Origin of the sequence: Ochrobactrum sp. S1502_03 (assembly GCF_044435015.1) — a bacterium.
Lineage (GTDB): Bacteria > Pseudomonadota > Alphaproteobacteria > Rhizobiales > Rhizobiaceae > Brucella > Brucella chromiisoli.
The window spans coordinates 11,960-28,390 of sequence record NZ_JAYEXN010000029.1; the positions used below are offsets into that span (position 1 = coordinate 11,960).

Genomic DNA, 16,431 nt, shown 5'->3' on the forward strand with positions numbered 1-16,431 from the left:
TGCTTTTCTGTGCAAGCCTTTGAAATGGTTTTGTACTATTTTTGTTCTAATTGCGGAAACGGGTTCCCTCATCGTCAACAGATGCTATATACCGGCAACATATTTTTTAATGGAGCGCTCAAACAATGACAGGCAGCACACTTGCGGCAGGAAATCTTGATGTTAGGCGTCGCAAGCTTCTGTTTCGCGCCTGGCATCGCGGCATGCGCGAGATGGATCTGATCCTTGGGCAGTATGCCGATCAGTATCTTCTAGCCTTCACTGATGCTCAACTGGACGAGTTTGAGCAGATTCTTGAAGTGCTCGACCGCGATCTTCTGAAATGGGTGACAGGCGAAAGCGAAACACCTCAGGAATATGATACGCCTTTATTCCGTGACATCATTGCTTTCCGCGACCGCATAGAATTCTGAGAATAAGCCGCCATGCCCGTATTCAGCAAACTTGGTGTGAAAGCCAGCAATAGCAAAAATATCGTCATCGATGGCGTTGCCGATGGTTTCGAAGCTTTTTGTCTTGCGCGGCTGGTCGAAGAGATTGGTGAGCGTGGGCCTCTGCTGTATATTGTGCGTGATGGTCAGCGCATTGCAGATCTTGAGCAGGTGCTGAACTTTGTTGCGCCCGACCTTCCGGTGCTGCATCTGCCAGCGTGGGATTGTTTGCCCTATGATCGTGTGTCGCCGGGGGCGGATGCATCGGCACGCAGGCTTGCGGCACTGGCCGCCTTGGCTTCATTGAAGAAGACGCCGCATCCCGCTGTGATCATCACGACTGCCAATGCGGTTTTGCAGAAGCTGCCGCCGCAGGCTGCAATCGCCGAACAGGTGATTTCCGCACGTCCCGGTAATCAGCTCAATATGAACGCGCTGAGTGCGCGACTTGAGCGCAACGGCTTTGAGCGTGTTTCGACGGTACGTGATATTGGCGAATATGCAGTGCGTGGCGGGATTCTTGATCTTTATGCACCGGGGTCAGAAGAGCCGCTGCGTCTTGATTTTTTTGGTGATACGCTCGAAACAATTCGCGCGTTTGACCCGGCATCGCAGCGCACCACAGGCGCACGTAAGGAATTTGTGCTTCAGCCGATGAGCGAAATTTCGCTCTCGCCGGACATGATCAGCCATTTTCGCAGAAATTATGTGGCGATGTTTGGCGCGCCACAGCGCGATGATGCGCTTTATCAGGCGATCAGTGAAGGGCGGCGCTTTGCCGGCATGGAGCACTGGCTCCCGCTGTTTTACGATAATCTCGAAACTGTGTTTGACCATGCCGGCGACATGCCGGTGGTGTTCGATCATCTGGTGCATGAAGCACTGACCGAACGCCACACGATGGTTGTGGATCACTATGAGTCGCGCCTCAGGCAGGCAGAAGGCAAAGAGCCGGGCAGCGATGCTGTGCCGTACAAGCCGGTTAAGCCGGAAACGCTTTATCTCACGCCAAAAGAAGTGGAAGCGATTGCTGCAACCAACGGATTGCGTATTGATCTGACGCCATTTGGTACGCCTGAAGTGACTGGCCGTGCGATTGTTCATGCCGATGTCCATAAGGGACGCAGCTTTGCGGAAGAACGTGCAGCAACCGATGTGAACCTGTTTGAATCGGTGGTGAAATATATTGCCGATTTGCGTGTGGCTGGCAAAAAAGTGCTGGTGGCAGCATGGTCGGAAGGATCGCTCGATCGTCTGCTGCAAGTGCTCGACGAGCATGGCCTTGAAAAGATTGAGACCGTTGACCGCCTTTCGATGGTTAAGGCGCTGTCGCGCGACAAGATCACGGCAGCTGTTCTGGCAGTTGAAAGCGGTTTTGACGCTGGCGATCTGGTTGTTGTTGCCGAGCAGGATATTCTCGGTGACCGCCTCGTGCGTCGCTCAAAGCGCCGCAAACGTGACCAGAATTTTATTTCGGAGGCCGCCTCACTTTCGGCTGGCGATATTGTCGTCCATGTTGATCATGGTATCGGTCGTTTTATAGGCCTGAAAACGATCACGGCAGCGGGCGCTCCGCATGATTGTCTCGAGATTCATTATGCAGGCGATGATCGACTGTTTCTGCCAGTCGAAAATATCGAATTGCTTTCTCGCTTCGGGTCCGAGGGGTCGGAAGCTGTTCTTGATAAGCTCGGCGGCGGCGCATGGCAGATGCGCAAGGCCAAGCTCAAGAAACGCCTGCTTGAAATTGCCGGTCATCTGATCCAGATCGCTGCCGAACGCCAGATGCGCGGTGCACCCGTTATGCAGCCACCAGAAGGCCTTTACGCAGAATTCGCGGCGCGTTTCCCTTATGATGAGACCGAAGATCAGTTGCGCGCTATTGATGCGATTACGGATGATCTGGGTGCAGGCAAGCCGATGGATCGCCTCATCTGCGGCGATGTTGGTTTCGGCAAAACGGAAGTTGCACTGCGCGCGGCTTTTGTTGCTGCCTTGAGCGGTTTTCAGGTGGCAGTGGTTGTGCCGACCACGCTTCTATCACGCCAGCATTTCAAAACCTTCTCAACCCGTTTCCACGGTTTGCCGGTTAATGTCGCGCACGCATCTCGACTGGTTGGCTCGAAAGAGCTTGCAGCCACCAAAAAGGGCATTGAAGACGGCACCGTAGATATTGTGGTCGGCACGCATGCGCTGCTCGGCAATTCGATCAAGTTCAAGAATCTGGGTCTTCTCATCATCGATGAAGAGCAGCATTTCGGCGTAAAGCACAAAGAGCGGCTTAAGGAGTTGAAATCGGACATTCACGTTTTGACGCTTTCTGCAACGCCGATCCCGCGCACGTTGCAGCTGGCACTCACCGGCGTGCGTGAGCTTTCGCTGATTACGACGCCACCGGTTGATCGTATGGCTGTTCGTACTTTTGTGTCACCATTTGACCCTCTGGTGATCCGCGAGACATTGCTGCGCGAACGCTATCGCGGTGGTCAAAGTTTCTATGTCTGTCCGCGCGTGGCTGACCTTGCGGACATTGAGCAGTTTCTCAGAGATCATGTGCCGGAACTCAAAGTTGGTGTCGCACATGGTCAGATGGCACCCGGAATGCTCGATGACATTATGAATGCCTTCTATGACGGCCAATATGATGTGCTTTTATCGACGACCATCGTCGAATCTGGCCTCGACATTCCAACCGCCAACACGATGATCGTGCATCGTGCCGATATGTTCGGCCTCTCGCAGCTTTATCAGCTGCGCGGACGTGTCGGCCGCTCCAAGCAGCGCGCCTTTGCGCTGTTTACGCTGCCTGCCGGTCGCACGCTCACCGCCACTGCCGAGCGTCGTCTGAAGGTTCTGCAGTCCCTTGATACGCTGGGCGCTGGCTTCCAGCTCGCAAGTCATGACATGGATATTCGCGGTGCGGGTAATCTGCTTGGCGAAGAACAGTCCGGTCACATCAAGGAAGTAGGCTTCGAGCTTTACCAGCAGATGCTGGAAGAAGCGGTTGCAACGCTCAAGGGCACCATTGAGGTCGAAGACAGCCAGTGGTCGCCACAGATTGCAATTGGAACGGCTGTGATGATTCCGGAAGCTTATGTGCCGGATCTGCAATTGCGCCTTGGTCTTTATCGCCGTCTGGCAGACCTTGAAGAGCCGCAGGATATTGATGCATTTGGTGCAGAACTGATTGACCGTTTCGGTCCGATGCCGGAAGAAGTGCAGCACCTGCTCAAAATCGTTTACATCAAGGCACTCTGCCGCCGCGCTAATGTCGAGAAGCTTGATGCCGGTCCGAAAGGCGTGGTTATCCAGTTCCGCAATGCAACTTTCAACAATCCGGTTGGATTGGTGAAGATGATCGGTGAACAGGGCTCCATGGCCAAGATCAGGCCGGATCAGAGCATCGTCTTTATTCGTGATTGGGCGACGCCAGAAAAACGTCTGAATGGTTCGGCGGTTATTATGGCGCAGCTTGCAAAGATCCCGGCGGGTTAACCCCGCCGCGATATATTTATCTGTCTTCCGAAATACCCGGCTCGAAGCCTTCCGCCGTTTGCTGAATGGCATCGGCGAGGGCAGAGGCGGATTGTGCACCCATGACGGCATATTTCTGGTCAATGATGAAGCATGGCACCCCGCGCACACCGATACGGTCTGCGATGTCGATTTCCTCACGGATCGTGGCTTTGTCGGCATCGCTTTCCAGAAGACGCGCGACAATCGGCGCTTCCATGCCAATGCTTGCCGCAGCATCCACCAGCACGTCATGATCGCCGATATCCTGCCCTTGCTCGAAATAGAGCGAGAACAGTCGGCCGACCAATTTGTCCTGTAGGCCCGGTCCAGCCTGTTCAGCCCAATGGATCAGGCGATGGGCATCCAGGGTGTTGGGTGCGCGCGTGATCGCTTCAAAATCGAAGACGATATCGTTTTCTTCGCCGAGTTCTGTCAGCTGTTTGTGAATGTCGTCAATCTTCGAACTCGTGCCGAATTTCTCGCGCATATAGACCTGCCGATCTTTGCCCTGAGCGGGGATCGATGGGTCAAGTTGATAAGGGCGCCAGCGTACTTCGGCATCAACTTCGGGCGTCATTTCAAGTGCTTGTTCCAGCCGCTTGCGGCCGAGGAAACACCATGGGCAAACGACATCTGAAACAACGTCGATGGTGATTTTTCTTCTGGTCATAAGGTGCTCCGTTCGACGTACAGGAGACGTGTTCTCCTGTTCGCCTATCTCTATAGCTCTAAAATGTAGGATGAATTACGGTCTTATCAATCGACGTTATTTGGTGACCTGCCACCATGTGGGAAGCTGATAACCATAAAGCGATGTTTTGTCTGGATGTCCGATGCGATCCCAACGCGCAACCCATTGAGCAGGCTGATGATAAAGCGGAATATAATAGTTGCCGGAAATGAGGATGCGGTCGAGCGCACGAACTGCGCTGATGAAATCGGCACGGGTCCGGGCCACAAGCATGGCTTCAATCATGGCATCGACCGCCGGATCGGCAACGCCGGGATAATTGAAGCTTCCCTGTGCATTACGTGATCCTGAGCCCCAGCGCTGCCATTGCTCATTGCCGGGCGAAAGCGAGCTGGTAAGGGCGCCGAGCATCATGTCATAGTCAAAGGTTTGCAGGCGTTGTTGATACTGTGCGTCATCAGGGGTGCGAATGTTTACAATGATGCCCAGTCGATCCAGCGTGCGTTTGAAGGCAAGGGCAATTTTTTCCTGATCGGCTGATAAAGTCATTATTTCGAAAGAAAAGGCCTTGCCGTCCGGCGCAAAAGCCTTTCCGTCGTGAAAGGTGAAACCGGCGGCTTGTAGAAGTTCAAAGGCTTCTTTCATGGGGCGTCTGTCATAGCCGCTTCCGTCTGTTTGCGGTGCGCGCCATGTTCCATCCATCGCTTCAGGCGTTACAGCCTTGTGGAAAGGAGCAAGAAGGCGTTTTTCTTCCGCATCGGCCGGGTGTCCAACGGATGAAAGCTCGGAACCGTCCCAATATCCTTGTGTTCGAACATATTGATTTAGAAACAGGGTCCTATTCAGCCACTCAAAGTCGAACATAAGCGCAAGCGCCTGCCTCACTCTGGGGTCTGCCCAGAGCGCCCGTCTGGTATTGAAGACAAAGCCGTAAATATTTGCAGGGAGTTTCTTTTCGAACTTCTCTTTTAAAACCCTGCCTTCTTTGGCCGCGGGAAAATTATACGCGGTCTGCCAGTGAAGAGGATTTCCTTCCCTGTATGTATTTCCTTCGAGATAGACGTCGAGCAATCCCTTCTTGAAGGACTCAAACAGCGACGTCTCATTGCGATAATATTCGATACTGACGGTATCGAAGTTATTCAATCCTCGCTGCGATGCGAGGTCTTTGCCCCAATAATTGGGATTTCGCTTGTAAATGATGCGCTGGCCTGGCTGAACAGCGGACACGATATAGGGCCCACTGCCAAGAGGTGCCTTCAGGGTGGAATTGCCGAAGGTTTCCGGGTTAATTGCATGTTTGGGAAGCACCGGCATCGTTCCGGCAATGAGCAAGGGAAATTCACGGTCTGACTTATCATTGAAGACAAACCGCACGGAGCGCTCGCCGGTTTTTTCAATCTTTTCAATCCGGCTCATACGGTTGTTGTATGGTGGGCGGCCTTTTTCCGTCAGGATCTGATAGGTGAAGATGACATCATCCACAGTGACAGGCTGACCATCGGACCACTTGGCTTTTGGATTAAGCGTAAACTCCACCCATTTGCGTTCCGGGTCGATTGCAACTTTTTCCGCCAATAGCCCATAAAGGGTAAAGGGTTCGTCCCGTGAGCGCTGCATGAGCGTTTCATAAAGCATGTTGCCAAAATCGGCATCATTAAACAGTCCACGCGCCGTTGTGCGCATGCTTTTGAGCACAAATGGGTTGAGGCTATCAAATGTGCCAACCACGCCCATTCTAAGAGAACCACCTTTCGGCGCATCCGGGTTTGCATAAGGAAAATGCGTGAAGTCTGCGGGAAGCGCTACGTCCCCATGCATCGACAATGCATAGTCGGGGGCATTACCGGCTACAGCATCGGATTCGGCCTGCGCCTGCGCAATGAATGCGCCCATGCCGATAAGGCTGGCTAAAGCTGTGATGCGGAAAAGAGCAAACAATCCAGTCAACTTTCTCGCGTCCTCGTTTAACTTAAGTGGTTCACTGTAAATAAGCGAGAGGTCTTAAATATCGATTCGTGTGGCGAAATTAGCATGAACCGATAGCTTATGTGTCTTAAGAGCGTGTCCGGTGTGCGACAGTGCAGAATAAAACAAAAAATATGGCCGATTCTGTCCATCGAATGTATGTGACCATCTGGATTAAAATAAGAAGTCGTTGTAACACCACCGCGGATTGGGATGATAAATCTCAAAGGTCACGCTGTTGCCGCATTTTCAAATCAGTGACGGTCTATCGCTGACTCAAACCAGAGACGGAAGATCAAAGCCTTGGAAGGAAACTGTTGATCATGACCAGCACAAAGACAATCGCTGCCGCATCTGCATTTGCTGGCGCGTTCGCCCTGCTTGCTTCTGCGACGATGCCTGCAGCCGCACAGCAGCAGCCACCACAGGGCTGGTTCAAAGTGTGCTCGAAGCAGGAAGACAATGATATCTGCAACACGCAGAATATTGTTACCGCTGATTCAGGCCAGCTTTTGACAGCCGTCAACCTCATCGAAATCAAGGGCAAGATTAATCGTAAGATTTTTCAGGTCACTGTTCCAATCGGTCGTCTGATCCCAGCCGGCGTTGGTTTGCAGATCGACAACAACAAGCCAACCAAGCTTGAATACGGCATCTGCTTCCCGGATCGCTGCATTGCGGAAGCTCCGCTTTCCGACGATCTGATCAATGCGCTCAAAAAGGGCGGCAAGGTTACGCTGACGTCAGTCAACTACCAGAACAAGCAGAACCCGATTCCGGTTGCACTGACTGGTTTCTCGGCAGCGCTGACCGGTCCGGGCCTCAAGCAGTCTGAACTTGAAGAACGCCAGAAGGAACTTCAGGACGCTGTTGCAAAGCGCCAGAAGGAATTCGAAGAAAAGATGAAGGCTGAGCAGGACAAAGCCAAAGGCGCAGCAAACTAAACTGCTCGAAGCTGATAAACTATAAAAAGGGCGCTTATAGCGCCCTTTTTGCTGGCTTACTATTTTCAAAGAAATTTAGAGCATTTCCAGCAAAAGTACGTAGCGATTTTGCGTTGAACAATGCGTGAAAACAAACAGTTAGAGCATTTCCAATGATTCAATCTCGACAGGGAATGCTCTAATTGGCGTGCAGCTTCACGCGATACGTCCCATTTTCAAGCTTGTCGAAAAGATCCACTATCATCGGGTGGCGAAGCGGTTCATCGCTCAAATCCGGTATCAGGTTCTGCTCGGACACATAGGCGACATATTCGGCTTCTGAGTTTTCCGCCAACAAATGATAAAATGGCTGATCGCGGCGCGGTCGTGTTTCTTCGGGAATGGATTCATACCATTCCTCCGTGTTCGCAAACTCCGGATCAACATCAAAAATGATGCCGCGGAAAGGAAACAGCCGATGCTGGACCACCTGTCCGATTTGAAACTTCGCGTGCTTTATCTGTGCTATGCTCATAAGACATATGTAGTTCACCGCGCGCTAAATTAAAGCTGCGGGAGGTTTCAGGTTCGCTTATTGAGATGGCTGACTATTTTGCCATGCTTTTTGTGCGATTGGAGATCTTTGGCAGCCTTGGCAAAAGCTGAGAAATGCCGCTGCCGGGACGCAGACCTTCGCGCATGAAAAAGGCCCGTAACGGCGCAAACGAGCGCAGCATTTCCAAACCGATATTGCGGGCAATCTGCGCTGGTAGCATGGATGACAGGAGCGAGCGGTTGAGTGCGTCTACTGATCCTGTGCGCATCAGAATGTCTGGGCGGCGACCACGATCATAGGCGCGGATCACCCGATCTGAACCGGGATCGGAGGGATCATGTGCGATGGCATTGACGAGTGTTTCGACATCGCGTGTGCCAAGGTTCAGCCCCTGCGCACCGATCGGCGGAAACACATGCGCCGCCTCGCCAATGAGAATGGTGCGCTTAGACGCAAATGAAACAGGTACCATTCCCGAAAGTGGCCATGCTTGCGGACGAATATCAATCGTTACCTTGCCAAGCATGGACTGCATCATGTTTTCGATGCGCTGTCCAAGCGTTTCATCATCGAGTGCCATCAGAGTTTCTGCACGCCCCGGATTGACCACCCAGACCAAGCTTGAGCGTTTTCCCTGAAGTGGCACCTGCGTAAACGGGCCTTCTTCGGTATGAAACTCCGTCGAGATATTCTGGTGCTCGATCTCATGTGTAAAAGAAAGCACAACCGCGGTTTGCGGATAGCCCCAGCGGCGGGTGCGAATGCTGGCTGCTTCCCGTGCCATCGAATTGCGCCCATCAGCCGCCACGACCAGACGGGTATGCACTGTATCACCGTCTGCAAGCGTGATGGTGATGTGATCGCCATTGTTGCGATATTCGATTGCAGGCTGGGTAATGCGTTTGATTGCGGGATTGTTATCGACCGCTTCCGCAAGCTTCTGGTTCAGGGCTGCATTGGGAATGTTATAACCAAAGGCGATTTCACCGATTTCACCGGCGCGGAAAGTCACGGCGGGGCTGCGGATCAGCCGGGTCGTTGCATCGACAATACGCATGGAGGCAAGGGGGGCTGCTTTTGACGCAATGTCTTTCCAGACGTTAATATCTTCCAGAAAGCGAATGGCAGGCATCATGAGGGCTGTGGTGCGACGATCACCCTTGTCTGTTTCAGGCCCAAGTAAAACTGTCCGGTAGCCTTTCGCACTGAGCGCAAGCGCTGCCATCATCCCGGCTGGTCCACCACCGCTGATGACGATTTCGGTAAGGGGCTTTTCTACAACCACGTCATTCATAATGCTCTATCCTTGACCAGAAACTCAGGCCCAAAGCGATTCTTATCGCATCGTGTTTTAGCGCATTTAATCGCAAACGAGGGGCAAAGGCCATTGTTGCATAAGTGAAAACCCATTCTTTGGTGGAATGAGGGCGGTTTTGTCTCACGACTTACTTGCTCTTTTTGCCTTATTCGGGGAAAGCTTTATGCAACAACATGGCTTCCGCCGATCACTCGCGTTGGAAGTCTTATCTGCTGCCTCACGCCTTGTTGGAAGATTGAAGGCGGCGATCAAGAGAAATGGCAAACGGCGTGAAAAGCAAACTGACCGGAAAACTCAAAGCCAAGAAAGTGACAGCCCCGCAGGCCAAGGCATTTTCTGTTCACCTGCTCACAGCGTCCGGTTCGTTTCTGGCGTTTCTGTCTATTGTTGCGGCAAGTGACGGTCGCTACACCGCGATGTGGTGGTGGCTGGGGCTGGCGCTCTTTGTCGATGGTATCGATGGTCCCATCGCACGCAAGCTTGAAGTCAAATATGTGCTGCCCAACTGGTCGGGTGAGTTGCTTGATAACATCATCGACTATGTGACCTACGTGCTGATACCTGCCTTCGCACTTTATCAGAGCGGTTTTATGGGGACGAACCTGTCCTTCATATCCGGTGCGATTATCGTTGTCTCGAGCGCGATTTACTATGCTGACACCGGTATGAAAACCAAGGAAAACTTCTTCAAAGGCTTCCCGGTTGTCTGGAATATGGTGGTGTTTACGCTCTTTATTGTTCGCCCAGGCGAATGGGAAGCCTTTGCCATTGTCGTCGTTTCGGCTGTTTTGTCATTCCTGCCAATCAACTTCCTGCACCCGGTGCGTGTTGCGCGGCTGCGCCCACTCAACCTCACTGTCTTTTTGCTGTGGTGTGCATTTGGTGCTGCGGGGCTTTATTACATGCTGGATGCGCCGCTATGGGTGCGCGTCGGCATTACAGTGACCGGGCTATATATTTATTTCATCGGCGCTATCATGCAGTTCTTTCCCAATCTGGGACGAACTGCTGCGATTATTGCCGCTGAGCAGGCCGAAAATACAAAGAAAACCAGCGCCGGAGAAGCATGATGATCAATGCAATTCGTGTACACCAGACAGGTGGCCCTGAGGTTTTGCAATATGAGCAGATCGAAATTGGCGAGCCGGGACCGGGTGAGGCAAAGGTGCGCCATGAGGCGATTGGCCTGAATTTCATTGACGTCTATTTCCGTACCGGACTTTATAAGGCCGCCCAGATGCCCTTCACGCCCGGCAACGAAGGTGCAGGCATTGTGGTTGCTGTTGGCTCCGGCGTTGATACGCTCAAAGTTGGCGACCGGGTTGCATATGCTGCGACACCGGGGTCTTATGCGGATGAGCGCATCTTGTCCGCAGATCGCCTCGTCAAGGTTCCAGACAATATCGAACTGAAAACTGCTGCTGCTATGATGCTCAAGGGCATGACGGCGCGATATCTTTTGCGCCAGACGTTCGCTGTAAAGCCTGGCCATACAATCCTGTTTCATGCGGCAGCAGGCGGCGTCGGGCTGATTGCCGGGCAATGGGCCAAGCATCTTGGCGCAACTGTTATCGGCACGGCTGGATCGGAAGAAAAGATCGCTCTCGCCAAGGTGCATGGCTATGATCATGTCATCAATTACCGCACAGAAAACTTTGTAGAACGTGTCAGGGAATTGACCGGCGGCGAGGGCGTGGACGTTGTTTATGACTCCGTGGGTCGTGACACCTATATGGGCTCGCTTGATGTGTTGAAACCGCTTGGCATGTTCGCCTGTTTTGGTCAGTCCTCGGGTGTTATTCCGCCATTTGATCTTGGTCTTCTGGCGCAGAAGGGATCGCTTTTTGTGACCCGCCCAACCTTGTTCAACTATGTTGCCAAGCGCGCTGATCTTGAAAAAACGGCGAGCGATCTGTTTGATGTGGTTTCAAGTGGTGCTGTTAGGATCGAAATCAATCAGTCCTATGCACTGAAAGATGTGCGTAAAGCGCATGAAGATCTGGAAGCGCGCAAGACAACGGGCGCCAGCATCTTGCTCCCATAGTATCGGATAGATGCAAGCATATAACGGCGGTGTGCATATGTGCTCCGCCATTTTCTTTTTGGCTTCCCAATTGCGGTCCGGCTGGATAAGGTCATTCAAAAATAAGTTCGGGGAACTACAAAAAGACAATGTCAGTGCCTTTAACCGACCGGCCTCTTCTTGATGTCCGCCGGCTCACAAAAGTATTTGGTCAGCTCAGAGCCTGCGATGCGGTCGATCTCGTCATTGCTGAAGGCGAAATACATGCGCTTCTGGGTGAAAACGGGGCTGGGAAATCCACCTTCGTCAAGATGTTGTTCGGCGCGCTCCAGCCGCTGGAAGGCGAAATCGTCTGGAAGGGCGAGCGCGTAACGATTAGCGAACCCGCCACAGCAAGAAAGCTGGGCATTGGTATGGTTTTCCAGCATTTTTCGTTGTTTGATTCGCTCACTGCTGCCGAGAATATTGCCCTTTCACTGGATGGTTCCTTGCCATTATCGGAAGTGGCAAAGCGTGCGCACGACGTTGGAAAGGCCTATGGATTGCCAATTGATCCGCAGGCGCATGTTGGTGATTTGTCCGTTGGTGAGCGTCAGCGTATTGAGATTGTGCGTTGTCTCCTGCAAGAGCCCGATCTGATCATTCTTGATGAGCCGACCTCGGTGCTGACGCCGCAGGAGGCGGATCGCCTGTTTGAAACGCTGGAGCGTCTCAAGTCAGAAGGCAAGTCAATCCTTTATATCAGCCATCGACTGGAAGAGGTGAAGCGCCTTTGTGATCGCGCCACGGTGTTGCGCCACGGCAAGGTGGTTGCGCATTGTGATCCAAGGCAGGAAACAGCCGCCTCGCTGGCGCGTATGATGGTTGGTAACGACATCAAGGTTGTGGCGCGCCGCCCGATTGACGCCATTGAAAATGCGTCCATACCGTTGCTTGAGATTAAATCGTTGTCGCAGGCGCCGCGCGGACCGTTTTCAACCGCTCTAGACAATATTTCTCTTTCGGTGAAAGCGGGTGAAGTTGTCGGTATCGCAGGTGTGGCAGGCAATGGACAGGGTGAGTTTTTTGAAGCGGTTTCGGGCGAGTTTCTCCAGTCGTCGGCATCGGCTGTGCGTATTTGCGGTAAGGATGCAGGCAGGCTTGGCATCAATGAGCGTCGCTTGATGGGCGCTGCATTTGTGCCTGAAGAACGGTTGGGACATGGTGCTGTGCCATCCCTGCCGCTGACTGATAATCTGTTTCTCTCGCGTTATAAGACTGACGCGAAGGTATTTTTGCGCGGTGGCAAGCTGAAGCTGATTGCTGAAAGCGCCTTGCGCTCAGCCGCAAAGCGGATCATCGAGACGATGGATGTGCGCAAAAGTGCTGAAAACCCAGCAGCTTCAGCTTTATCAGGCGGCAATCTTCAGAAATTCATCATTGGCCGCGAGCTGGATCGTTCTCCATCGGTGATGATTGTCAACCAGCCGACATGGGGCGTGGATGCGGGCGCTGCAGCCCATATCCGTCAGGCTTTGCTTGATCTGGCGCGTTCCGGTTCTGCTGTGCTTGTTATCAGTCAGGACCTTGATGAGCTGCTTGAAATTAGTGACCGTATCGCGGTCATGAATCACGGTGCACTTTCCGAACCGATGGCTATCGCGGACGTAACACTGGAAAAAATCGGCCTTCTGATGGGGGGCGTTTCCGGCTCGGATCAGGCGGGAGCAGCATGATGCGGATTGAACTTGTTAAGCGTCCACAGCCGTCAAAGCTTTTTAGCGCTGTTTCACCGCTGCTCGCACTAGCGCTCACGATGGTTTTCGGTGGTCTTGCCTTTGCGCTGATGGGCAAAGACCCGTTTCAGGCGCTTTATGTGTTCTTCGTTGAACCGTTGCTCGATGTGTGGTCTTGGCATGAGCTTCTGGTCAAGGCGACGCCGCTTATCCTGATTGCGGTCGGGCTGTGTGTTTGCTTTCTTTCCAATAATTGGAATATCGGCGCAGAAGGTCAATTTATCATCGGAGCTATTACGGGCTCAATTCTGCCGGTGATGTTTCCTCAATTGCAGCTATGGATCGTATTGCCGCTGATGATGCTGATGGGGATGGCGGGCGGTGCTGCCTATGCATCCATTCCGGCATTGTTAAAAGTCCGCTTCAACACCAATGAGATTCTCACCAGTTTGATGCTGGTGTATGTCGCGCAATTGTTCCTCGACTGGCTGGTGCGCGGCCCTTGGCGCAACCCGGAAGGCTATAATTTTCCTGAAACACGGCAATTTAATGCGAGTGCCGTGCTGCCGGAAATATGGAGCGCATCGGGGCGCGCGCATTGGGGCTTTATCTTCGCAATTGTCGCCGCGATTATCGTGTGGTTTTTGCTCGCCAAAACACTCAAAGGCTTTGAGGTGAAGGTTATCGGACAAAGCCCAAGGGCAGGGCGCTTTGCAGGTTTCAGTTCCGGCAAACTCGTATTTTTCGTGTTTGCATTGTCTGGCGCATTGGCCGGTCTTGCTGGCATCGCGGAAACTTCCGGCGCGATTGGTCAGCTTCGTCCTGTGATTTCACCCGGATACGGCTTTACAGCGATTATTGTCGCCTTCCTTGGCAGGCTTAATCCGATTGGCGCGATTGCAGCAGGCTTTGTACTGGCACTTTCCTATCTTGGCGGCGAAGCTGCGCAGGTTGCCATCGGCATATCGGAAAAGTCAGCACGGGTCTTTCAGGGTATGATCCTGTTTTTCGTGCTCGCATGTGACACACTCATTCACTATCGCATCCGCTTTGTGGCGGGACGCGCAGCAGGAAAGGTGTGATCAATGGATTTGACACAGGCTATCCTCCTTACCATCGCAACCGCTGCCACACCATTGCTCATCGCTGCCCTTGGTGAACTGGTGGTTGAGCGCTCCGGCGTGCTCAACCTTGGCGTCGAAGGCATGATGTTGATGGGCGCAGTCTCCGGCTTTGCGGCGGCTCAGTTCACCGGCTCGGCATGGCTTGGCATGCTCGCCGCTATTTTTGTCGGGATGGCGTTTTCTGGCATTTTCGCATTTCTGACGCTGACGCTTGTGACCAATCAGGTCGCAACGGGGCTGGCGCTGACCATTCTTGGTATTGGCGCGTCTGCCATGCTGGGCGAAAGCTTTGTCGGCATGCCTGGCGTGCGGCTTGATGCGATCAGCATTCCGTATCTTAGTGATATTCCCTATGTCGGTCGCTTTCTGTTTGGTCAGGACCCGATCTTCTATATCTCCATTTTGCTTGTCATTGGCGTGACGTGGTTTTTGTTCCGCACGCGTGCAGGGCTGCAATTGCGTGCAATTGGTGACAATCACGGCTCGGCTCATGCGCTGGGTGTGCATGTGGTGCGCACGCGCTATCTCGCCGTGCTGTTTGGCGGTGCCTGTGCGGGACTTGCCGGCGCGCAGCTTTCGCTGGTCTATGTGCCGCAATGGGTTGAGAATATGTCGGCTGGCCGTGGCTGGATTGCGCTCGCGCTTGTCGTGTTCGCTTCATGGCGGCCGTGGCGCGTTTTGATCGGTGCCTATCTGTTTGGTGCCGTCACCATTGGCCAGCTTCATGCTCAGGCGCTTGGCTTTGGCCTGCCATCGCAGTTTTTATCGGCCTTGCCTTACATCGCGACGATCGTGGTGCTGGTGATCATCTCACGCAACCGGCGCCTGACGATGATGAACACGCCAGCGTCGCTTGGCAAACCTTTCGTGCCGGACAGGTGATTATGCGTTTGAACGGCAGTCCGGCTCCCACGGCCTGCCGTTTTGTTTTGAGGGTACTAACAAGGAGTGCAGGGAACATGAAAAAAACGCTGTTGGCGATTGCCACCGCAGCCAGTTTTATGCTTGGCGGAGCGGCACATGCAGAAGACAAGCTGAAAGTCGGCTTTATCTATATCGGACCTCCCGGAGATTTTGGCTGGACGTATCAGCACGATGTCGCCCGCAAGGAAATGGTCAAAGCTCTTGGTGACAAGGTTGAAACGACCTTCCTCGAAAACGTGCCGGAAGGTGCGGATGCCGAGCGTTCGATCGAGCGTCTTGCACGCGCGGGCAACAAGCTGATCTTCACGACCTCTTTCGGCTATATGGACCCAACCATCAAGGTTGCTGCCAAATATCCGGATGTGAAGTTTGAACATGCGACCGGTTACAAGACCGCGGACAATGTTTCGGCTTACAATGCGCGCTTCTATGAAGGCCGCTATATTCAGGGGCAGATCGCAGCCAAGCTGTCGGAAAAGGGTGTTGCAGGCTATATTGCCTCGGTACCGGTGCCGGAAGTTGTGCAGGGCATCAACTCGTTCATCCTCGGCGCACAGTCCGTCAATCCTGATTTCAAGGTTAAGGTCATCTGGGTCAATTCATGGTTTGATCCGGGCAAGGAAGCTGACGCCGCCAAGGCGCTGGTCGATCAGGGCGTCGATATTCTGACGCAGCATACCGACTCGACCGCGCCTATCCAGGTTGCGCATGAGCGCGGCATCAAGGCATTCGGTCAGGCATCCGACATGATCAAGTTCGGTCCTGAAACCCAGCTGACTGCAATCGTTGACGATTGGGGCCCATACTACATCGACCGCGCCAAGGCTGTTCTTGATGGTAAATGGGAAAGCCAGAACATCTGGTGGGGAATGAAGGAAGGCCTCGTTAAGATGGCGCCTTACACCAACATGCCAGATGACGTGAAGAAAATGGCGGAAGAAACTGAAGCCAAGATCAAGTCGGGTGAATTTAAACCGTTCACCGGCCCTATCAAGAAGCAGGACGGCTCTGTCTGGCTGAAGGAAGGCGAACAGGCTGATGATGCAACCTTGCTTGGTCTGAACTTCTACGTCGAAGGCGTTGATGACAAGCTGCCGCAATAAAGCATAAGTCCTGTCGGAGTGAAACGCGGATCGATAAGATTCCGCTTCAATTAAAAACGTTTAGAGCGCAGGTCTGATTCAATCAGATCGAAACGCGCTCTAAACAAATAAAAAAGGGCGCTTGAAGCGCCCTTTTTTC

The 16,431-nt window shown here is 53.0% G+C and carries 13 protein-coding genes; 9 read left to right on the forward strand and 4 right to left on the reverse strand.

The annotated features are described in order from the left end of the window. Nucleotides 1–125: 125 nt before the first annotated feature. Together VBH83_RS15330 and mfd are read left to right on the forward strand one after the other, a co-directional pair. On the forward strand, nucleotides 126–413 hold the full coding sequence (locus tag VBH83_RS15330; RefSeq protein WP_265983934.1) for a succinate dehydrogenase assembly factor 2: 288 nt from the start codon (nucleotides 126–128) through the stop codon (nucleotides 411–413). 12 nt (nucleotides 414–425) lie between these two features. Further along, nucleotides 426–3,926, forward strand: coding sequence for a transcription-repair coupling factor (mfd, locus tag VBH83_RS15335; protein ID WP_265983935.1), 3,501 nt, complete (start codon nucleotides 426–428; stop codon nucleotides 3,924–3,926). A gap of 16 nt (nucleotides 3,927–3,942) precedes the next feature. On the opposite strand, the gene VBH83_RS15340 is transcribed toward mfd, so the two are convergent. Together VBH83_RS15340 and VBH83_RS15345 are read right to left on the reverse strand one after the other, a co-directional pair. Beyond that, nucleotides 3,943–4,617, reverse strand: coding sequence for a DsbA family oxidoreductase (locus VBH83_RS15340; RefSeq protein ID WP_265983936.1), 675 nt, complete (start codon nucleotides 4,615–4,617; stop codon nucleotides 3,943–3,945). 96 nt (nucleotides 4,618–4,713) lie between these two features. Further along, nucleotides 4,714–6,534 carry an extracellular solute-binding protein gene (locus VBH83_RS15345; RefSeq protein ID WP_396998512.1) on the reverse strand — a complete coding sequence of 607 codons (1,821 nt, stop codon included), beginning with the start codon at nucleotides 6,532–6,534 and terminating at the stop codon, nucleotides 4,714–4,716. A gap of 395 nt (nucleotides 6,535–6,929) precedes the next feature. Here VBH83_RS15345 and VBH83_RS15350 point away from each other — a divergent pair, with 395 nt between their 5' ends. Then, nucleotides 6,930–7,550, forward strand: a complete 621-nt coding sequence (locus VBH83_RS15350) for an invasion associated locus B family protein (protein ID WP_396998498.1) — start codon at nucleotides 6,930–6,932, stop codon at nucleotides 7,548–7,550. Between the two features lie 178 nt (nucleotides 7,551–7,728). Here VBH83_RS15350 and hspQ read toward each other — a convergent pair whose 3' ends face one another. After that, nucleotides 7,729–8,064, reverse strand: a complete 336-nt coding sequence (hspQ, locus tag VBH83_RS15355; RefSeq protein WP_396998500.1) for a heat shock protein HspQ — start codon at nucleotides 8,062–8,064, stop codon at nucleotides 7,729–7,731. 73 nt (nucleotides 8,065–8,137) lie between these two features. Beyond that, a complete protein-coding gene (locus tag VBH83_RS15360; RefSeq protein WP_265983939.1) occupies nucleotides 8,138–9,379 on the reverse strand; it encodes a UbiH/UbiF family hydroxylase in 1,242 nt (413 codons plus the stop codon). Nucleotides 9,380–9,660: 281 nt separating this feature from the next. On the opposite strand from VBH83_RS15360, the gene pcsA reads away from it, so the two are divergent. From pcsA to VBH83_RS15390, 6 genes are all read left to right on the forward strand, one after another. Further along, nucleotides 9,661–10,473, forward strand: a complete 813-nt coding sequence (gene pcsA / locus VBH83_RS15365) for a phosphatidylcholine synthase (RefSeq protein WP_265983940.1) — start codon at nucleotides 9,661–9,663, stop codon at nucleotides 10,471–10,473. Then, nucleotides 10,473–11,447 (forward strand): quinone oxidoreductase, encoded by a 975-nt coding sequence (locus tag VBH83_RS15370; protein ID WP_265984462.1) that lies wholly within the window; start codon nucleotides 10,473–10,475, stop codon nucleotides 11,445–11,447. Before pcsA ends, VBH83_RS15370 begins: the two co-directional genes overlap by 1 nt. Nucleotides 11,448–11,575: 128 nt before the next feature. Then, entirely contained in the window at nucleotides 11,576–13,141 is a 1,566-nt protein-coding gene (locus VBH83_RS15375) for an ABC transporter ATP-binding protein (protein ID WP_396998502.1), read from the forward strand. Next, a complete protein-coding gene (locus VBH83_RS15380) occupies nucleotides 13,141–14,223 on the forward strand; it encodes an ABC transporter permease (RefSeq protein WP_265984463.1) in 1,083 nt (360 codons plus the stop codon). The genes VBH83_RS15375 and VBH83_RS15380 overlap by 1 nt, the downstream gene beginning before the upstream one ends. 3 nt (nucleotides 14,224–14,226) lie before the next feature. Then, complete coding sequence (locus tag VBH83_RS15385) at nucleotides 14,227–15,147, forward strand: ABC transporter permease (protein WP_265983942.1); 921 nt, start codon at nucleotides 14,227–14,229, stop codon at nucleotides 15,145–15,147. A 77-nt stretch (nucleotides 15,148–15,224) separates the two neighbouring features. Further along, nucleotides 15,225–16,292 (forward strand): BMP family ABC transporter substrate-binding protein, encoded by a 1,068-nt coding sequence (locus VBH83_RS15390; protein ID WP_265983943.1) that lies wholly within the window; start codon nucleotides 15,225–15,227, stop codon nucleotides 16,290–16,292. Nucleotides 16,293–16,431: the final 139 nt, after the last annotated feature.